The sequence below is a fragment of the Paraburkholderia kirstenboschensis genome (assembly GCF_032806925.1).
Classification (GTDB): Bacteria; Pseudomonadota; Gammaproteobacteria; order Burkholderiales; family Burkholderiaceae; genus Paraburkholderia; species Paraburkholderia kirstenboschensis.
Genome location: NZ_CP136513.1, coordinates 1,506,515 through 1,523,631, shown reverse-complemented (window position 1 = coordinate 1,523,631; position 17,117 = coordinate 1,506,515). Strand labels below are relative to the sequence as shown.

General features: G+C 63.0%; 14 protein-coding genes and 2 pseudogenes. 8 read left to right on the top strand and 8 right to left on the bottom strand.

Annotation, left to right across the window (positions count from 1 at the left end):
* Positions 1–9: 9 nt before the first annotated feature.
* Positions 10–2,727, bottom strand: coding sequence for an ATP-binding response regulator (locus RW095_RS29470; RefSeq protein ID WP_317022264.1), 2,718 nt, complete (start codon positions 2,725–2,727; stop codon positions 10–12).
* Between the two features lie 28 nt (positions 2,728–2,755).
* Positions 2,756–3,970: a hypothetical protein gene (locus RW095_RS29465; protein ID WP_317022263.1), complete on the bottom strand. Its 1,215-nt coding sequence runs from the start codon at positions 3,968–3,970 to the stop codon at positions 2,756–2,758.
* Between the two features lie 566 nt (positions 3,971–4,536).
* On the opposite strand from RW095_RS29465, the gene RW095_RS29460 reads away from it, so the two are divergent.
* From RW095_RS29460 to RW095_RS29445, 4 genes and pseudogenes are all read left to right on the top strand, one after another.
* Complete coding sequence (locus tag RW095_RS29460; protein WP_394365205.1) at positions 4,537–4,668, top strand: DUF1264 domain-containing protein; 132 nt, start codon at positions 4,537–4,539, stop codon at positions 4,666–4,668.
* A 131-nt stretch (positions 4,669–4,799) separates the two neighbouring features.
* A pseudogene (locus RW095_RS29455) lies at positions 4,800–5,393 on the top strand (cytochrome b/b6 domain-containing protein).
* 2 nt (positions 5,394–5,395) lie between these two features.
* Positions 5,396–6,187, top strand: a complete 792-nt coding sequence (locus RW095_RS29450; RefSeq protein ID WP_317022262.1) for a molybdopterin-dependent oxidoreductase — start codon at positions 5,396–5,398, stop codon at positions 6,185–6,187.
* A 58-nt stretch (positions 6,188–6,245) separates the two neighbouring features.
* Positions 6,246–6,860: a hypothetical protein gene (locus tag RW095_RS29445; RefSeq protein WP_317022261.1), complete on the top strand. Its 615-nt coding sequence runs from the start codon at positions 6,246–6,248 to the stop codon at positions 6,858–6,860.
* Between the two features lie 148 nt (positions 6,861–7,008).
* Here RW095_RS29445 and RW095_RS29440 read toward each other — a convergent pair whose 3' ends face one another.
* The 3 genes from RW095_RS29440 to RW095_RS29430 form a co-directional block, all read right to left on the bottom strand.
* Positions 7,009–7,851: a DMT family transporter gene (locus tag RW095_RS29440; protein WP_317022260.1), complete on the bottom strand. Its 843-nt coding sequence runs from the start codon at positions 7,849–7,851 to the stop codon at positions 7,009–7,011.
* A gap of 6 nt (positions 7,852–7,857) precedes the next feature.
* A complete protein-coding gene (locus tag RW095_RS29435; protein ID WP_317022259.1) occupies positions 7,858–8,592 on the bottom strand; it encodes an ABC transporter substrate-binding protein in 735 nt (244 codons plus the stop codon).
* Positions 8,593–8,824: 232 nt separating this feature from the next.
* On the bottom strand, positions 8,825–9,322 hold the full coding sequence (locus RW095_RS29430; RefSeq protein WP_317022258.1) for a low affinity iron permease family protein: 498 nt from the start codon (positions 9,320–9,322) through the stop codon (positions 8,825–8,827).
* Between the two features lie 69 nt (positions 9,323–9,391).
* On the opposite strand from RW095_RS29430, the pseudogene RW095_RS29425 reads away from it, so the two are divergent.
* A pseudogene (locus RW095_RS29425) lies at positions 9,392–10,138 on the top strand (class I SAM-dependent methyltransferase); the annotation flags it as partial.
* Positions 10,139–10,184: 46 nt separating this feature from the next.
* Here RW095_RS29425 and chrA read toward each other — a convergent pair.
* The 3 genes from chrA to RW095_RS29410 form a co-directional block, all read right to left on the bottom strand.
* A complete protein-coding gene (chrA, locus tag RW095_RS29420) occupies positions 10,185–11,513 on the bottom strand; it encodes a chromate efflux transporter (protein WP_317022257.1) in 1,329 nt (442 codons plus the stop codon).
* Between the two features lie 224 nt (positions 11,514–11,737).
* A complete protein-coding gene (locus tag RW095_RS29415) occupies positions 11,738–13,213 on the bottom strand; it encodes a UdgX family uracil-DNA binding protein (RefSeq protein WP_317022256.1) in 1,476 nt (491 codons plus the stop codon).
* Between the two features lie 6 nt (positions 13,214–13,219).
* Positions 13,220–14,437, bottom strand: a complete 1,218-nt coding sequence (locus tag RW095_RS29410) for a putative DNA modification/repair radical SAM protein (protein ID WP_317022255.1) — start codon at positions 14,435–14,437, stop codon at positions 13,220–13,222.
* 241 nt (positions 14,438–14,678) lie between these two features.
* Between RW095_RS29410 and RW095_RS29405 the strand changes: the two genes are divergently transcribed.
* The 3 genes from RW095_RS29405 (at position 14,679) to tadA (ending at position 17,109) form a co-directional block, all read left to right on the top strand.
* Positions 14,679–15,284 carry a 2'-5' RNA ligase family protein gene (locus tag RW095_RS29405; protein ID WP_317022254.1) on the top strand — a complete coding sequence of 202 codons (606 nt, stop codon included), beginning with the start codon at positions 14,679–14,681 and terminating at the stop codon, positions 15,282–15,284.
* A gap of 641 nt (positions 15,285–15,925) precedes the next feature.
* The gene (locus RW095_RS29400; protein WP_317022253.1) at positions 15,926–16,372 is read left to right on the top strand and encodes a DnaJ family domain-containing protein; all 447 of its coding nucleotides are present in this window, start codon (positions 15,926–15,928) and stop codon (positions 16,370–16,372) included.
* Complete coding sequence (gene tadA, locus RW095_RS29395) at positions 16,369–17,109, top strand: tRNA adenosine(34) deaminase TadA (RefSeq protein ID WP_394365204.1); 741 nt, start codon at positions 16,369–16,371, stop codon at positions 17,107–17,109. The genes RW095_RS29400 and tadA overlap by 4 nt, the downstream gene beginning before the upstream one ends.
* Positions 17,110–17,117 lie beyond the last annotated feature (8 nt).

The following is a 17,117-nucleotide window of genomic DNA, read 5'->3' as shown; positions in this document are numbered from 1 at the left end:
CACGAAGCCTTAGTTCTCGCGAACCGCGAGACCGCTCGTGTTCGTGGTCGTGGTGGCGCTCGTGGTGGTGCTCGCGGCCGCGCTGGTGCTGATGCGCCCCGCGTCGCCCGGCGCTTCGAGCTGGCCTCGCCCGGCGTTTGCAGACGCCTGATAGCGATACAGCGCGTCGGCTGAACGCTCGCTCAACGCGTCGATCCGCTCGAGCCAGTCCGGCTCCGCGGGCCATTCGCCTTCCAGCGTGCGTGGATAGATGTGCCGCGTGAACTGGTGCAAAGCCTTCGCTCCGACGTTGCCGCTCGCGCCAAGCAGCACGTGCAACGCGCCATGCGCGGCGTCGAGGTCGCGGTCGGCGGCGTTCGCGCGAAGCTGCGAAGTCAGCGCGCGGATCTGCTCGATGCCGTTCGCAAACGATTCGTCAATCAGGTCGAGTGCCGCCAGTTCTCCAAGATGAGCGGCGTCGAGCAGATCGTTTTCGCGCACCACGGCGAGACCGCCGCCAGAGCCTGCCGACGCGGCTTGCGCCGGCAACCCCGCCGAGCCTGACGGGCCTGACGGGCCTGACGACGGCGGCACCTGAGCCGACATCGGCGAGCGCTGCGCCTCGACCGGCGCACTGCCGCTACTGCCGCTGCGCTGCTGCGCGAACTGTCTCGTCAGGCATGCATAGAGCGCGCCGACCTGCACGGGCTTGATCATCACTTCGTTCATGCCCGCGCTGATGCACGCCTGCACCGAGCCGATATCCGACTGGCTCGTCAACGCGATGATCGGCACGCTCGCGTAGCCGTCGGTGCGCGCGCGAATCGCCGCAGCCGTTTCGAGGCCGCCCATTCCCGGCATGTTCATGTCCACCACGATTGCGTCGATGACGGCCTCTTCGTCAAGCCGGTCCAGCACCGCCTGCCCATGTTCGGCCTCAACGACGCTCGCGCCGAAGCGCTCCAGATAGGCTTTGGCAACGAGCCGGCTGTAGTTGTCGTCGTCGGCAACGAGAATCGACTTGCCCGAAAAGTCGTCGAACCGCTGGTTCAGATGGCGCCGGTTGCCGTTCTCGAAAAGCGCTTGCAGCGACGTGAACAGGTCCATGACGCTGCAGGACTTGCTGATCATGTCGTCCATGCCGGCGCGGCGTGCCAGCACGCGCGCGATGTTGCCAGGCTCGGACGTGTAGGCGGCGACGAGCACGTTCCAGTTCGGATGATCGCGGCCGGCGCGCAACTGTTCGGTGGCCGAGTAGCCGTCGAGCACCGGCATGTTGACGTCCATCAGCACGAGGTCGTATGCCGACGCTTCGCGCAGCATCGCCAATGCGGCCGCGCCGTTTTCGGCTTCGCTCACCTCGGCGCCGACCTTCGCCAGCGTGCGGCGTGTGCGGGCGCGCTGAGCGGCGTCGTCGTCGGCGAGAAGGATGCGTTTGCCGATGAGCACCGCAGTGGCGCGCTCGACGATTGCGCGCTCGTGCGCCGCCACCTCGCTCTCGGTGACGGGCGGAAATTGCAGCGTGAATTGCGTGAACTTGCCGAGCTCCGACTTGCAGGCGATGCTGCCGCCGAAGGCGCGCATGGCGCGTTGACAGTAGGCGAGTCCGAGGCCCGTACCCGCGGAGTTGCCGGCGGTGCGAAACGGCTCGAACAGATGTGGCAGGATCTCCGGGGCGATACCGCTGCCGGTATCGCGAACGCTGACGCAGTGCCGGTCGACGGTCAGTGTAAGCGTGGCAGAAGGAAGCGGTGCAATGTGATGCAGCGCGTTCTTGATCAGATTGAACAGGGTGAACAGATAGACAGTTTCGTCGACCTTGAAGGTGAAATCTTCGAGCACCGCGAGGCGGACCTTGCCGCGCTCTTTCCTGTCGGCAAAGCCGTATTCGTCGAGCGCCTTGCGTGTGGTCGCGGCTGCGCTCAGGTAAGTGAGGGAGTCCGAGCGGATCTGTTTGGCACTGACTTCATCGAGCGTCATTGCGATCACGCGCAGGCCGCGCTCGATCGACAACTGCCCGTGCGCGAGATGCCGGTAGAGCAGCGCCGCACCCGCACCCGGCAGCGCGGGCGCGCGGCCATGTTCGGTAACGGCGGGCAGCGTCTCTTCCACGCGATCCAGAACGTGTTTCAACTGGCTGAGCGGATTTCGCATTTCATGCGCAATGGACCCGGCGAGCGCCTGCAGTGCGCGGTTCTTCTCGACGAAGATGCGCCCTTTGCTGATCGCATGACTGAAGGCCATGCTGCACAGGACGACAACCGGCAGCACCGCGAGGTCCGACTGATTCGCCGTGCTCAGCACGATTGGAGCCGGCGAACTGGCTACCGCAGCCAGCCCGCCGGACAGCATGCCGATGCCGATACAGCCCATGAGCAGAAATGGATTGTCGATGCAGAGCGCCATGATGAAGATCATCATGACCTCGGTCATCATCCACATGGTGGAGAATGAATTCCTGATCGCGAGAAACGTGCAGACGAACGGCAGCACGTAGATCAGGCAAACGTGCCAGTAGATCAGCAGGTACTGATTGAACCGCTTCGGCCAGTGCGCCTGAAAGATCAATGGCACGCAAATGAGCGCCGCGCTCAGACGCAGCGGCAGATTGTCGTACGGCTGCGGCAGGATGTAAGTCCACACCAGGTAATAGACGGGGTGGCATACGAGGCCGAGTACGCCTCCCCATCGAATTGCAAACCGGCTTCGTTCCAGCACGTCCTGCATGCTTTCGCGCGGTATTAGCATCTGGCCTCCAGTGACATTTACGAGCCCGTCAATTCATAGTTGCCGTCACGCCGAGATCGAGGTTGATCGCCGAGCCGTCCTTTCCGTGAAAAGGTCCGACCGTAAATCCGTACTTTTTCAGCAGGCCGTGAGTGTAGGAGACCGACCACACGGGCGGGCTGCCGATGATGAAGTCGGAAGCGATGCCTTCCTGCCAGGCGGCATAGCCCTCGGCGAAACAGGTATAGCAGTCGCGCGTGCTCGGCAGCCTGAACGGGAATCTCGAATCGAGGCCGGCCGGGCCGCGGGCGAAGCATTCAATATATAGCGTATGTCCGCGAGACGCGAGTTCCGCTTCCACGCTCGCCGCGCGAGGGTGCGAGTCGTCGATCCAGAAGCGGGCCCGCTTGAGGTCCGAGGCGGTGAGATAGGGCACGCTGGTGCTGCTCGCGAGGACGGCGCCGTCGAACTGCGGTAATGCGGTGTCGGGGCTGAAGGTGTGGACCGACACCTTGGTGCGTCCAAGCAGGTCCGCCGCCATCAGCTCCCTTGCCTGGTCCGCGAGCAGGCTGACCTTGTCCGGCAAGTCGATCAGCACGAGTTCCTTCGGCGCTTCCTTGTAGAGCAGATACTTGGCGACCGTCGTGCCGAGCCGTCCGGCCGCGCCGAAGAGCGCGAGCTTTGTCTTGCCGAATTCGAGATCGAGCTCGTTGCAGCAGTGGATCGCCCAATCTTTGAGCATTGCCGCGGTGGCCGCGTGACCGGTCGTGATATGCGGCGGCCTGGTTTGCCTCGGCAGCGCGCCATAGTTGCACGCGTAAGGCGTGGAGGCGCCCATCGCGACCATGTTCAAACCGGCCTGGCGCGCCAGTTCGAGCGCGGGGAAGAACTGGGTCTCGCGAAACCGCTTGATGCCGCGCGGACTGCCGAGCCAGAGCTCGAGCGGCACCGGGCACGCGATGTTCGCGCCGATCATCTGCGAGCCCGAATAGATTGGCGATGCAATGAACGGCTTGGTGCGCCAAAGCTCTTCTTCGAACGACTCGTTTCTTGTTTTTACGTTGTGAAAGGAAAAAGAAAGTGTCTGCCAGTCTGTAGCGTGAAAGAGAAACCCGACACCGCCCTGGCCCGTGGGCAGATTGTCGCGAATCTGCTCCGGGTGGATCGTGTGTTTGAGTGTCAACGGCGCACCGGACGAGGGCAGGTGGGTGGTGCTGCGCCGGTCGTCGATGGTCGATATTTCGTTGTGAAGAGACGTTCCCATTTGGTTTTTTCCTTTTGGTTGACCCACGCTGCGAGTCAGCGCGGCTTCGTCGGCCGGCATTGGCCGACGATCCATCAACTCTAGAGAAAACCAATAGTTTTTGTCCGTGTGTTCGTGCGCATCGTCGGCCGGGAGGGGGATAGTGCGGCGCGGGCCGTGCCGCGCCTGTCGCGCCGGTTTGGCTGGATGGCGCCCTGCCGGGTATAGGCGATGCTGGATTGCTGAGGTTGTCCGCAAGAGCGCGGATAGCTTGCGATGTTCGCGCGTGATCCCGGCGCATGCGTGCCTACGGAGCCCCGAGATGAGCATGACCCGCCGACGTCGAAGCGGCGCGACCGGGCTTGCAAAGCTCCGGCTGTGAGCCGGCTGAGGGCAAACGGGTTGCGCCTGTGGGCGGCCCCCGCGAAGCAGCGCTATGCACAGCCCGATAGCACATCGCATCGAAATCGAACTGCGCGAAGCACGAAATGCAACCGCCGGCGGCGCGCCCATCCCTACAGAAACGCACATGAACCGACCGCCTGCGGCTGCCGCCGCGCATTCCCGATGTCGCCGGACATGCACTGATGCAGGACCTCGTGACGACCTACGGCAAGACCTGGCATACATGGCAGATAGATCGGGACGCAAGCTTCCCGCCAGGCATTCCGCAACTGATGATGGGCTTCACGCGCGAGGTGCAGGCGAAAAAAACCTGACCATGACCAATCACCCGATTCACCTTTCGCCGCAAAAATAAATTTCTCATGCAATGGAATAGCTGCCCGCCGGCGATGTTTACGTCGGTAACCCCGCTCGTTTCTTGGCAGCTACCAACCACGAGGCCGCTTTGAGTTACACCACGATTCAACCCGCCTGGGTCCGCATCGCACACTGGGTCAACGCGTTAGCCGTCGTGCTGATGGTGATGAGCGGCTGGCAGATCCACGACGCATCGCCCATCTTTGCGGGCTTGCAGTTTCCTTCCACTATCACCTTGGGCGGCTGGCTCGGCGGAGCCTTGCAATGGCACTTCGCGGTCATGTGGGTGCTGGTCGTCAATTTTCTTGTCTAGGTCGGGCTCAACATCGTTTCGGGGCGCCTGCGCCGCAAACTGCTGCCGGTGAGCATCAGGTCGATTGCAAAAGATCTCACGGCGGCCCTGCGCGGCAAGCTGGAGCATGAAGACCTTTCGCGCTACAACGCGGTGCAGAAGTTCGCCTACCTCGTGGTGATCGTCGATATCGCGCTCGTCATTCTGTCGGGGCTCGCGATCTGGAAGTCCGTGCAGTTTCCGCTGCTGCGCACGTTGATGGGCGGATATGACAACGCACGAGTCGTGCATTTCGTTGCGATGAGCGTGCTGGTCGCATTCTTCGTCGTGCACATTGCGATGGTCGCGCTCGTGCCGCGCTCGCTGCTCGTGATGATTCGGGGACGCTAACCATGACCCTTCGCAACAAGTCCGCAAAACTCACCGCGTTTGCGCAGTCTCATGCGGAGACCATCATCAAGGATGCGCGCAGCGAACTCAAGAATCCGGCGCGCCGTCTGCTGGGCCAGCGCATTCTCACGCTTGGCGGGATCGCGCTGCTGTCGGGCTGCGATCTGTCCAACGACAAATCCGTGAATACGATGCTGCGCAAGATGTCGTCCTTCAACGACGACGTGCAGGCATTGCTCTTCAGTCCGAACACGCTCGCGCCGACGTATCCCGAATCGATGATCACGCGGCCGTTTCCGTTCAACGCGTTCTACGATATCGACGACGTCCCCGAGGTCGATGCCGCGAGCTACCGGCTGGAAGTGAGCGGCCTCGCGAACGGCAAGCGCGTGTGGACGCTCGACGAGCTGCGCGCGTTGCCGCAGGAAAGCCAGATTACTCGCCATATCTGCATCGAAGGGTGGAGCGCGATCGGCCGCTGGGACGGCGTGCGCTTTGCCGGCTTCCTGAAGCGCGCCGGCGCCGACATCACGGCAAAGTATGTGTCGCTTCATTGCGCGGACAACTACTGGACGAGCATCGACATGCCGACGGCGCTCCATCCGCAAACGCAGCTCACGCTTGGCTACGACGGCGGGCCGCTGCCGCCGAAATACGGCTTCCCCATGAAGCTGCGCATGCCGACCAAGCTGGGCTACAAAAATCCGAAGCATATCGTCGCAATCAGCGTGACGAACGACTATCCCGGTGGTTACTGGGAGAACCAGGGCTACAACTGGTTTGGCGGTTCCTGATGTTCATTGGCCCGTTCAGGGCTTTGCAGTTCTCTCAACCGTTTCTTACGGAGCATTCATGTCTACTCGCCTGAAACTCGGCGTCACGCTTGCGGCGCTGTCTCTTGCCGGTGCCGCGCTTGCGCAGACGCCCGCCGCCAAACCGTCGCGCATTCGTGGCGATATCGTCGCGCTGGATGGCGACGTCCTGAAGGTGCACCGCCGTAGCGGCGACACGGTGTCGATCGAACTGAAGCCCGCCGTTACCGTGTCGGCAGTCAAGTCGATGCAGCTTTCCGACATCAAGCCGGGCTCGTTCGTCGGCACTGCGGCCACGACCGGCACCGACGGCAAGCTCACGGCAACCGAGGTGGTGGTATTCCCGGAAGCCGCGCGCGGCACGGGCGAAGGTCACTATGACTGGGATCTCGGCCCGAACAGCACGATGACCAATGCGAACGTCGACACAGTCGTTCAGGGCACGAGCGGCCGAAACCTGAAGCTGTCGTACAAGGGCGGCAATAACGAGGTGACGGTGCCGCCGAATGTACCTATCGTGACCTTTACGACGGCCGCGCGCACCGACCTGACGCCGGGCAAGAAGGTGTTCATCGTGGCAACGGCGGGGTCGCAGGGTACGTATATCGCTCAGCGCGTGGTTGTGGAAAAGGATGGCGTTGCGCCGCCGATGTAACCCGCATCGATGCACGGAGGGCCGACCGTATCGGGTATCTGACCGACGGTACGGCCTTCCAGCAAGCGGCACAGGTAGCTTCCGGGAAAGTACCCGACGAATCACGCAGGCAAGCGCGACGCCACGCGCCGGATCGGCGAGTCCCGGCTCAAAGTCCGAGGCAAACCGCGCCGGCCGCCACGACCACGCAGGCGAGCCAGCGCTTGCCGCTCACCGCTTCGCCGAGAAACACCCGCCCGATCAGCACCGCGAACACCACGCTGGTCTCGCGCAATGCCGACACCGTGCCCATCGCGCCCGACTGCATCGCCCAGATCACGATGCCATATGCCGCGACCGATACAATTCCGCCCACCAGCGAGGAGCCGACCGCCATTGGCGCCGAGCGTATCGGGGTCCATAGGGCGGGCACGCCGCGCATCGCGACGAACAGCACCGGCATCAGCCAGTAGAACAGGAACATCCATGCCGTGTAGGCAAGCGCTTCGCCGCCCGACAGGCGCACGCCGATGCCGTCGATCACGGTGTAAAGCGCGATCGTCGCGCCGGTGGTGAGCGCGGCCAGCACGCCGGTGCGCGACACGTGGCCCGCTTCGAGTGCGATTGCAATGATGCCGCCGGATATCATCACGATCCCGGCAGCGCGCAACGGGCCGATCGCCTCATGCGCGAACAGCGCCGCGCCGAGCGTGACCAGAAGCGGCGACGAGCCGCGCGCGATCGGATACGCTTGCGCCAGATCGCTGCGGCGGTAGGCGCGCACGAGGCTCGCGTTATAGCCGATATGCACGAGGCCCGATGCGACGATATACGGCCATGCCGCGGCCGCCGGCAACGGCGTGAATGGAATGATGAGCGTGGCGACCGCCGCGATGGCGATGCTCATCCACGACATGGAAAGGAAGCGGTCGCGATTGCCGTGCAGCAGCGCGTTCCAGCTTGCGTGAAGCAACGCCGCAAAGAGAACGAGACCGCCGGTATAGCTGAGCATGCGCGATCAGGCCGCGGGCGCGACCGATGCGCCCGCAATCCGATGCCGCGCGAGCGATTCCGCCACGAACCCCGACGCCTTCATTTCCTCGACGAAGCTGCGTAGCGCGGTGGCCGCCGCTTCACCGCGGCTTTTCGGCGTGCCCATTGCCTGTTGAATGACCATGAAGCGCTCATCGAGAAGCCGCAGTCCGGATGTGCTGCGCGCATCGGCTTCGAGTTGCTGCTTCACGCCGGCCGCGACTTCGAGACCCTGTTCGAGGAACGTTTGCACGACCGTCGTTGAGGTAGGCGCACGGACGATCTGCGCGGCCTTCAGTTCGCGCGTGAGGAAGAGGTCATAGGCGCTGCCCTTGCCGACCGCGACGCGGTTATGCGGCTGATCGACGTCCTCATTGGTTCGGACAGGCGAGTCGTCGCGCACCAGATAAAAGCCTTCGATCAGCACGTACGGCGCGGTAAATGCAATCGTCTCGCCACGCAGCGGATCGACGGCAAAGAAGCCGAAGTCGGCACGCTCCTCGCTCACGGCCTGCACCGATTTGCCCGCTGCGTCGAACACCACCAGTTCGAGTTCGACGCCGAGCCTCTGTGCGAACGCCCGCGCCAGGTCGACCGATACGCCGAACGGCTCGCCGGTATGCGGGTCTTTGTTAGCGAGAATGGGGTTGCCCAGATTGATCGATGCCCGCACTTTGCCGGCAGGCGTGAACGACGAGACAACGGCTTGATCGATGGTCATGGTATTCCCGTTATGACCGCGTCTTGCGCGGGCCGTATGAGGTTGAGGAATCGGTTCAAGGTTCGGGGATCTTGCTGATGCGCGACAGTGCGTCGAGCGTTCCGTCCTGTTCCATCTTAAAGGGAATTGGCGGACTTGCCCAGGCGGCTGGCAACGTGGCACGGCACCTTCGATTGTCGGCCGGCTTGAGCGCCCAATCCTTGCAGCATCTGTAAGTGATAACCGTCTTGAGCTAGTCTTTCCGCTCACGTTTTGCCGCTTTGTTGTCGGCGCCACCGTCGTTGTCTGCATCACGCCGTTTTTCGTCGCCGACTTCGCGATTGTCGACGAACGGCGAATCGGTATCGCTGCCGCCTTCGCGCAATGCGGTTCGCGCTTCCTTGGCGAGGTTTTCATACTGCTTGCGAAAGCGCGTCAGGTCTTTCTCCTCCAGTTCTTCGAGATCGAGCAGCGCGTTATGAGCGCCTTCGATTGCGCGGATCAGTTCGTCGAGCTTGATCTGCATGGCGGCCGTGTCGCGGTTCTGTGTGTTCTGTATCAGGAAAACCATCAGGAACGTGACGATCGTGGTCGACGTATTGATCACGAGCTGCCATGTGTCGCTGTAGTGAAAGAACGGCCCCGTAATTGCCCACACGATTACGAGCGACACAGCCACGACGAAAGTGCCGGGCCGGCCGGTCATTGTCGACAGATAGCTGGCGAAGTTCGAAAACCATTTGCTGTTCATCGCGATCTCCGTTGTTGGTCTGGTTCAAACGATGATCGCATATGAGACGTCGCCGGGCTCGGCCGGATTCTCGAACTGCTGTCTCCCGGCGACGACTGGCGCCAGCGCGGCGACATGGACCCGCAGTTCACGCGGTCGTTTCGCGCGTCGATCGTGGCGCGCGCACGTTTCATCGAAGATCTGGTGGTCGAACAGGCGGCGCTCGGGATCGGCCAGTATGTGATTCCTGGCGCGGGCCTCGACAGTTTCGCGCAGCGCAGGCCGGGGATTGCTTCGCGCCTTACGGTATTCGAGGTCGATCAGCCGGGGCCGCAGAAGTGGAAGCGTCAGCGGCTGGGCGAGCTCGGTTTCGGCATCCCGGCATGGCTGCGCTTTGTGCCGGTCGACTTCGAGGCTGGCGAAGCATGGCAGGACCGGCTCATGGCGCAGGGCTTCGACGACAGCAAGCCGGCAATCGTGGTCTCGACGGGCGTGAGCATGTATCTCACGCGTGAGGCAAACGCGGCCACGCTGCGCCAGGTCGCGGCTTTCGCCCGGGGATCGACGCTAGCCATGACGTTCCTGCTGCCGCTGGACATGGCGGACCCCGAAGTGCGCCCCGGACTGAAAATGGCGGAGAAGGGCGCGCGCGAAAGCGGCACGCCTTTTCTCAGTTTCTTCACGCCCGCCGAGATGCTGGCGCTTGCCCACGAGGCCGGCTTCGCGCAGGCGCGGCACGTCTCTGCGACCGACCTCACGCAACGCTACTTCGCCAACAGAAGCGATGGCTTGCGTCCGCCGAACAATGCCGAGGAGTTGCTGGTAGCGAGTACCTGAGCGCGTTTCCTCACAGGCGCCGCGATAGAGCCGGACGACTTGCGTGTCATACAAGCAGCCGGATCGCGAGCCCCGCCGCGCCGCACACCAGCACCACGGGTATCACGCCGGCCTTGAAGCGAAAGAGCGCGATGGCAGCCGCCAGCCCGATGACGAGCGACGGCCAGTCGAAGCTTCCATGCAGGCCCTGCGGCCATAAAACGTGCAGCGCAAAGAAGACGGCAAGATTCACGATCACGCCGACCACCGCGGCGGTGATCGCAGTCAGCGGCGCGGTGAATTTCAGATTGCCGTGCGTGGTCTCGATGAACGGCCCGCCCAGCAGGATGAACATGAACGATGGCAGAAAAGTGAAGAACGTCACGACCGTCGACGCGACAACCGCGGACAGCAGCAGTGCGTCCGGACCGAAGATCGCGCGGGTCCACCCACCGACAAAGCCGACGAAAGCGACCACCATGATGAGCGGGCCGGGCGTCGTCTCGCCGAGCGCAAGACCGTCGATCATCTGAAGCCCTGTCAGCCAATGCTGATGCTCGACCGCGCCCTGGTAGACGTAAGGCAAAACCGCGTACGCGCCGCCGAATGTAAGCAGCGCCGCCTTCGTGAAAAACCAGGCCATTTGCGTAAGCGCGCCGTTCCATCCGAAAAGCGCGGCCAGCGTCGCGATCGCCACCAGCCATATGACGACGAAGCTTGCCAGCACGATAAAAAAGCGCTTCCAGGTAAAGAGCGCGTGACGAGGCGTCGGCGTGTCGTCGTCGATCAGCGCCGGGCCGTAAAGCTGGGCGGCGGCGCCGTGCTTGCTGCCAATCACGAAAGTCCCCGGCGCATATTTTCCGCCGACGTAACCGATGACTCCCGCCACGAGAACGATTAACGGGAACGGCACCTTGACGGCGAAGATCGCAATAAACGCCGCGGCGGCGATCGACCACAGCCACGCGTTTTTAAGCGCGCGCGAGCCGATGCGATACGCCGCAAACACGACGATCGCAGTCACGGCCGGCTTGATTCCGTACAGCACGCCGGCCACTGCAGGGACACTGCCGAACACCAGATAGACCCACGAAAGGCCCATCAGAATAAAGAGCGACGGCAGCACGAAAAGCCCGCCCGCGATCACGCCGCCCCACGTGCGATGCATGAGCCAGCCGATGTACGTAGCCAGTTGCTGCGCCTCGGGCCCGGGAAGCACCATGCAGTAGTTCAACGCATGCAGAAAGCGCGTTTCTGAAATCCAGTGCTTTCTCTCGACGAGTTCCTGGTGCATCAGCGCAATCTGCCCGGCCGGACCGCCGAAGCTCATGAAGCCGAGCCGCAGCCAATACCAGAATGCAGTGGAGAGCGAGACCCGGGCGACGTCGTCTTTCATGGAATGGTCCTGTTCGTTTTGGCCTGGTGCTGGGGAGCGGGCGTTGACGGGCTGCAAGGCTTTTTGGGGCTAGTAAGGGTTCCGAGGCTCCCAAGGCCCTGTACGTTCCCAAGGCCCTCGAGCACTGATGATTCGCCGCTTGGGCCCCGAGTTGCTGACTTGTAGCTTTGCGGTCATTGAAGCCCCCTTAACCGCATGACGGAACGTGCGATGAAGTCTAGCAGTTAAGGTACTCCGCGCGGTTCGCCTTGCACGGATGCCGCCAGTTTCCGCGCTTCGGCGAGTGCTTCGCCGATGGCGCTCAGCACTCTGTCGCTCGCGGCGTCGTCCTGCTGACGCAACGCGAACGAAGGGTGATACGTTGCAATACCCCAACCGCCTTCGAGTTCGAACGGCTTACCGATATAGTCGCGCAAGCTTGCCTTTTCACGCAGCAACGCATTGAGCGCCGTTGCGCCGAGCGCGACGATGACCGACGGCCGAACCGTTTGCAACTCCTGCTCGAGCCAATACGAACATGCTTCCACCTCGCGCTGCGCGGCGGTTTTGTGCAGCCTGCGCTTACCGCGAGGTTCCCACTTGAAATGCTTTACCGCGTTCGTCAGATAAAGCTGCTCGCGCGATAGGCCGGCTCGGCCGATCGCGAGGTCCAGCAACTGTCCCGCCGGCCCAATGAAAGGCTCGCCGCTCAGATCCTCCTGATCGCCGGGCTGCTCACCGATAAGCATGATACGTGCGTCGCGAGGTCCCGAACTGCCGACGGCTTGCGTCGCATTGCGCCACAGGTCGCAGCGCCGGCAGGCGTCCAGCGACGATGGCTGATCGCGGGCGGGCTGCGCGAACTCGGCTTCAACAGCAATGGACTTGCCGCCGAGCACCGCGACTCCGCTCGCCTGCGCGACGCGCCGCGCGCCGCTCTTTGCTTCGCTGATCATGGCGGGAATCAGATGACCTTCCGGCAGCCCTTTCCAGAACCGCACCGGCATGTGCTGTTCGAGCGCGGCTTCGTTCAGACGCGCAGGATTGAATGTGCTGCGGTAGTACGCGAGCCACAGCGCCTCGGCTTCGTCTTCAGTGTCGCAGCGATGTTCGTGGCGCAGAGCCCGGCGCGCCTCGATATGCAATTGCTCGCCGTTCCAGAATGCGGCGCCGTGGGGCGTCGCGATCATCCACGACGAGCGCCCCATGCGTTGCGCGAAATGTTCCGCGGCCCACGCGAGAACATCGTGTTCGGGTTCGTACCACGCTATGTACTCGGGCGTTTGAGCGTCCGGTTTCTGCTTGCGAAAGCGCACGTACGCAATCATGTCGTGCTTCGCGCGCCGCACGGCTTTAGCCATCCGATAAAGCCTAGCGCCGTCGACGTCGGCTGGCGACGCCGCCGCGCGATCGCCGCATTGCCAGCGCCACAGCACCTTGTACAGGAATGCCCACCGGTCCGGCTCGCGATAGAGCGCCGCATCATGCAGCAGCGCCGACAGTTCTTTCGAGATGTGGACTGTCGGGGCGTCCGACATGAGCGCCGCGTTGCCGGACGTCTCACCGTAATCGAGTGCCGTTTGTCCGGACAGCGAATCATGACCCGCGCCTTCTTTAATGCGCCACTCGATCGACTCCGGTGCGAGGCCTTGAGCCAGCGCAACGAGCGCTGCTGCACGCCACGCGGCAAAATGGTTTTCGATCTCGATGCAATGAAGCACGACACGTCACCACAACTGCATTTGCGTTTGCATTGGCGGCGGCGTCAGGATTCGCCGCAGATGAGCCGACGACGCGTCGTGCATGGCGGCGCGATAGTCCTGTGTGACGACGAACGGCTTGATCTTTTCCAGCGGACACCGCAGACGCACCAGGTCTTCATAGCGCACCCGCCGCGAGCGCCGCAATTCGACCAGCCGCTTTGCATTGCGCATGCCGATGCCCGGCACCCGCGCGATCATGCGAAGCGGCGCACGGTTCAGGTCGACCGGAAACTGTTCGCGATGGGCGAGCGCCCATGCGAGTTTCGGGTCCATGTCGAGCGACAGATTGCCCGGCTGTTCGAACAGTTCCGCGACGTTGAAACCATAGCCGCGCAACAGAAAATCCGCCTGGTACAGCCGGTGTTCGCGCAGCAACGGCGGCGCCTCGCCCGGTACGGCCGAAGGACTGTCAGGGATCGGGCTGAATGCCGAGTAATACACGCGTTTCAGCTTGTACGACCCGTACAACGTTTCCGCGGTCTGCAGGATGGTGCTGTCGTTCGTCTGATCCGCGCCGACGATCATTTGCGTGCTTTGGCCGGCAGGCGTGAACCGGGGAGCTTTTGCGTCGCCAAGCGCCTCCTCCTGCGCAAGCCGGATCGACCCCATGGCGAGCTTGATGGTGCGCACGTCCTTCTCCGGTGCAAGGCGCGCGAGACTGCCTTCGGTCGGCAGTTCGATGTTCACGCTCAGACGGTCGGCGTAACGGCCGGCTTTGGCGATCAGTTCTGGGTCGGCGTCCGGGATAGTTTTCAGATGAAGGTAGCCGCGGAACTGGTGATCTTCGCGCAACGACTGCGCTACGCGCACCAGTTGCTCCATGGTGTAATTCGACGACCGGATGATGCCTGAACTCAAGAACAGCCCGTCAATATAGTTACGCCGGTAAAAGTCCAGCGTGAGGTCCACGACCTCTTCAGGCGTGAAGCGCGCCCGTGGCACATTGCTCGAGCGCCGGTTGACGCAGTACTGACAGTCGTACAGACAGAAATTGGTAAGCAGGATTTTCAGCAGCGACACGCAGCGCCCGTCTGGCGTGAAGCTATGGCAGATACCCGCGCCGGTGCTGGCGCCCAAACCTTCCGTGCCGCGCGAGGCGCGCTTAGGCGCGCCGCTACTGGCGCACGATGCGTCGTATTTGGCCGCATCAGCCAGTACTTCGAGCTTTTTCTGCAGTTCCACGTTGCCGCCGATACTGTATGGATGTACAGTATTGTACGTAGGCGATAGGGAAGCGCAAGCGTTTTTTGGCAGGTTTGCGGTTTGGTTTGGGCGCTTGCTGGCGCGCTGTTGCTTCGTGTTGGTCGCCTGTTGGTTGCTTGTGGGTTGCCGGATTTCCGCTTGTTTTCTGCTGGCTTTCGCCAGCTTGGTCAATGTGAAGGGGGATTCGTGTAGATGCCGGATTTCAGCACGCAGGAACAAGATGCCTGAACAACTGTGGTTGCCCGGGCTCGAGGCGCCGCCAACGCCAACAGACGGCCTGTTTTTCGCTGTCTTCCCGGACGCCGATACGGCGGCCAGCATTTCAAAGTTCGCGCAACAGCTTTGCGGGGAGGCGCGCGTCCGCAGTAAGCCGCTCGCCGTCGGGCGTTTGCACGTCACGCTGCGTCATCTCGGCATTTTCGCGGGGGGGCTGCCGCAGGCACACGTGGAGGCGGCCATGCAAGCGGCTGCCGCGGTTCGCATGGCGCCCTTTAGCGTCCAATTCGATACGGCGGAGAGCTTCGCTTCGAAGCCGCGACCGGGCCCCTTAGTGTTGACAGGGAGTGAGGGCGTGCTGGGTCTGCATCGGCTTCATGATGCATTGGCAGACGCGCTGCACAACAGTGGCATCGAAAGCCGCGCGGGTTCCGCGGCAGTGGCTTATACGCCGCATGTCACGTTGGCTTACGGCTTGCCCTGGGCCGCCGCGCGTCCGGTGGAGCCGGTCTGCTGGAATGTGCGCGGTTTCGCGTTGATACACAGTTTGTTGGGGCGTACCCGGCATATCGTGCTCGCGCGCTGGCCGCTCGAAGGTGCCGCTCCCTAGTGGCAACGGCGCGACGATTCGATGGTCGTGAAGAGGGACATGAACGGAGGGCGTGAAGCCAGTTGTGATTTGGGGGGAGTGGTTCGCGTGCGCCTAGAATTGCATACCGGTAGCGCAAACGCCGGCGAAGCCACCGCCGCTTCCGCCGGCTCCGCCGCAGAAAACTGCGCAGCCGGAAAGCAGGGCGGACATCGCTGCGGCTACGCATGCGGCGCGCAATGCCGTAATGAATGAGCGCCTGTCAAGCCGGGCGCGGAGCGCGGGTTGTGGGGCGCGGCGCTCGGGCACAAGGGCTGCGGGCTGCGGGCTGCGGCGCAGTGTTTGTGGCAGTGTTTCTCGCAGCGTCGTTAAGGCGTGAGTGGGTCATTTGCAATTGCATGATCGGTGGCAAAAAAGCAGGAAACAGGGAAGCGAAAGAGGGGGCCAAACAGGCAAGCGAAGCAGGCCGAGAAGCATGCCGCGAAGCAGGCGGGCAAAGCATCCCGCGAGCGTGCCGCGCAAAAAGTGTTGAAGCCTAGCTTGCATCCGTGCGAGCCCCAATACGCAAAATCCGAAAAGCCGGCGGGTCGGGTGAATCGGGCGGAAGGAACCCGTGTGCGCTCCCTGATAGAATGCTTGGGCCGCAACGTAGTGGATTGCAGATGAGATTGCTTGATGCGTTAGTCGAACAGCGTATTGCCGCCGCCGCCGCCCGGGGCGAATTCGACGATTTGCCGGGCGCAGGCGCGCCGCTCAACCTGGACGATGATGCTCTGGTCCCGGAAGAAGTGCGCGTCGCCAACCGGATCCTGAAAAACGCGGGCTTCGTGCCGCCCGCAATGGAGCAGTTGCGCGCGTTGCGTGACTTGCAGGCCGAGTTGAATGCCGTGAGCGATCAGGCCGCGCGGTGCCGCCTTCAGGCTCGCATGCTGGCGCTCCACATGGCGCTCGAATCGTTGCGTGGAGGCCCGCTGGTGCTGCCGCGTGAATATTGCCGTCGGATTGCAGAGCGATTGTCCGAGCGAGCTTCTAACAACGATATGTCTGGGTTGGAAAGCTCCGCCGCGGCGACGTCCGCCGCGAATGTCGTCGGCGCGGGGCCGCAGTGAGCGAGCCGGTCGTTCGTCGCGACATGTTGGGCTCGAACCTGGACTGGATCGAGGCAGGGAAGGAGCCGGATATGCCGCCTGTTACTGTCGGTGGTGTTGGCACTATCGTCGGTGACTTCGCAGTCAGCGAGCCGGGTGTCGCTGCCGAGACCACGCCGAACTCAGCCACGTCGAACTCTCCCACGCCGCTCCCAACCACCGCGAACCCCATCGTCTCCGACCGCGACCGCCGGTTCATGGCCCTCGCGCAAGCTGCCGCCGAAGAAGCCCGCGCGGCTGGTGAAGTGCCCGTCGGCGCAGTGCTCGTGCGTGGCGACGAAGTAATCGCGAAAGGTTTCAACCATCCGATCGGCGCGCATGACCCTTCGGCGCACGCGGAAATGGTCGCGTTGCGTGCCGCGGCACAGATCGCGCAGAACTATCGCTTGCCGGGCTGCGAACTCTATGTGACGCTCGAGCCTTGCCTGATGTGCGCGGGCGCCATCATGCACGCCCGGATTGCCCGCGTGGTGTTCGGCGCTAGCGATCCGAAAACGGGCGCGTGCGGCAGCGTCGTCGATGCATTTGCAAACCCGCAGTTGAATCACCACACCGCAGTTACCGGCGGCGTGCTCGATAGCGAATGTGGCGCTGCGCTGAAGTCGTTCTTTGCCGAGCGGCGGCGCGCGAGCCGCGAAGCGCGCGCGGCGGCGCATGCGGCCATCGACGCGGAAAAAGACCCGTCCGACACGCCCTGAACCGCAAC

Coding starts and splice junctions, on each gene's coding strand:
- RW095_RS29470 (WP_317022264.1), bottom strand. CDS start 2,727: ATGCTAATACCGCGCGAAAGCATGCAGGACGTGCTGGAACGAAGCCGG.
- RW095_RS29465 (WP_317022263.1), bottom strand. CDS start 3,970: ATGGGAACGTCTCTTCACAACGAAATATCGACCATCGACGACCGGCGC.
- RW095_RS29460 (WP_394365205.1), top strand. CDS start 4,537: ATGCAGGACCTCGTGACGACCTACGGCAAGACCTGGCATACATGGCAG.
- RW095_RS29450 (WP_317022262.1), top strand. CDS start 5,396: ATGACCCTTCGCAACAAGTCCGCAAAACTCACCGCGTTTGCGCAGTCT.
- RW095_RS29445 (WP_317022261.1), top strand. CDS start 6,246: ATGTCTACTCGCCTGAAACTCGGCGTCACGCTTGCGGCGCTGTCTCTT.
- RW095_RS29440 (WP_317022260.1), bottom strand. CDS start 7,851: ATGCTCAGCTATACCGGCGGTCTCGTTCTCTTTGCGGCGTTGCTTCAC.
- RW095_RS29435 (WP_317022259.1), bottom strand. CDS start 8,592: ATGACCATCGATCAAGCCGTTGTCTCGTCGTTCACGCCTGCCGGCAAA.
- RW095_RS29430 (WP_317022258.1), bottom strand. CDS start 9,322: ATGAACAGCAAATGGTTTTCGAACTTCGCCAGCTATCTGTCGACAATG.
- chrA (WP_317022257.1), bottom strand. CDS start 11,513: ATGAAAGACGACGTCGCCCGGGTCTCGCTCTCCACTGCATTCTGGTAT.
- RW095_RS29405 (WP_317022254.1), top strand. CDS start 14,679: ATGCCTGAACAACTGTGGTTGCCCGGGCTCGAGGCGCCGCCAACGCCA.
- RW095_RS29400 (WP_317022253.1), top strand. CDS start 15,926: ATGAGATTGCTTGATGCGTTAGTCGAACAGCGTATTGCCGCCGCCGCC.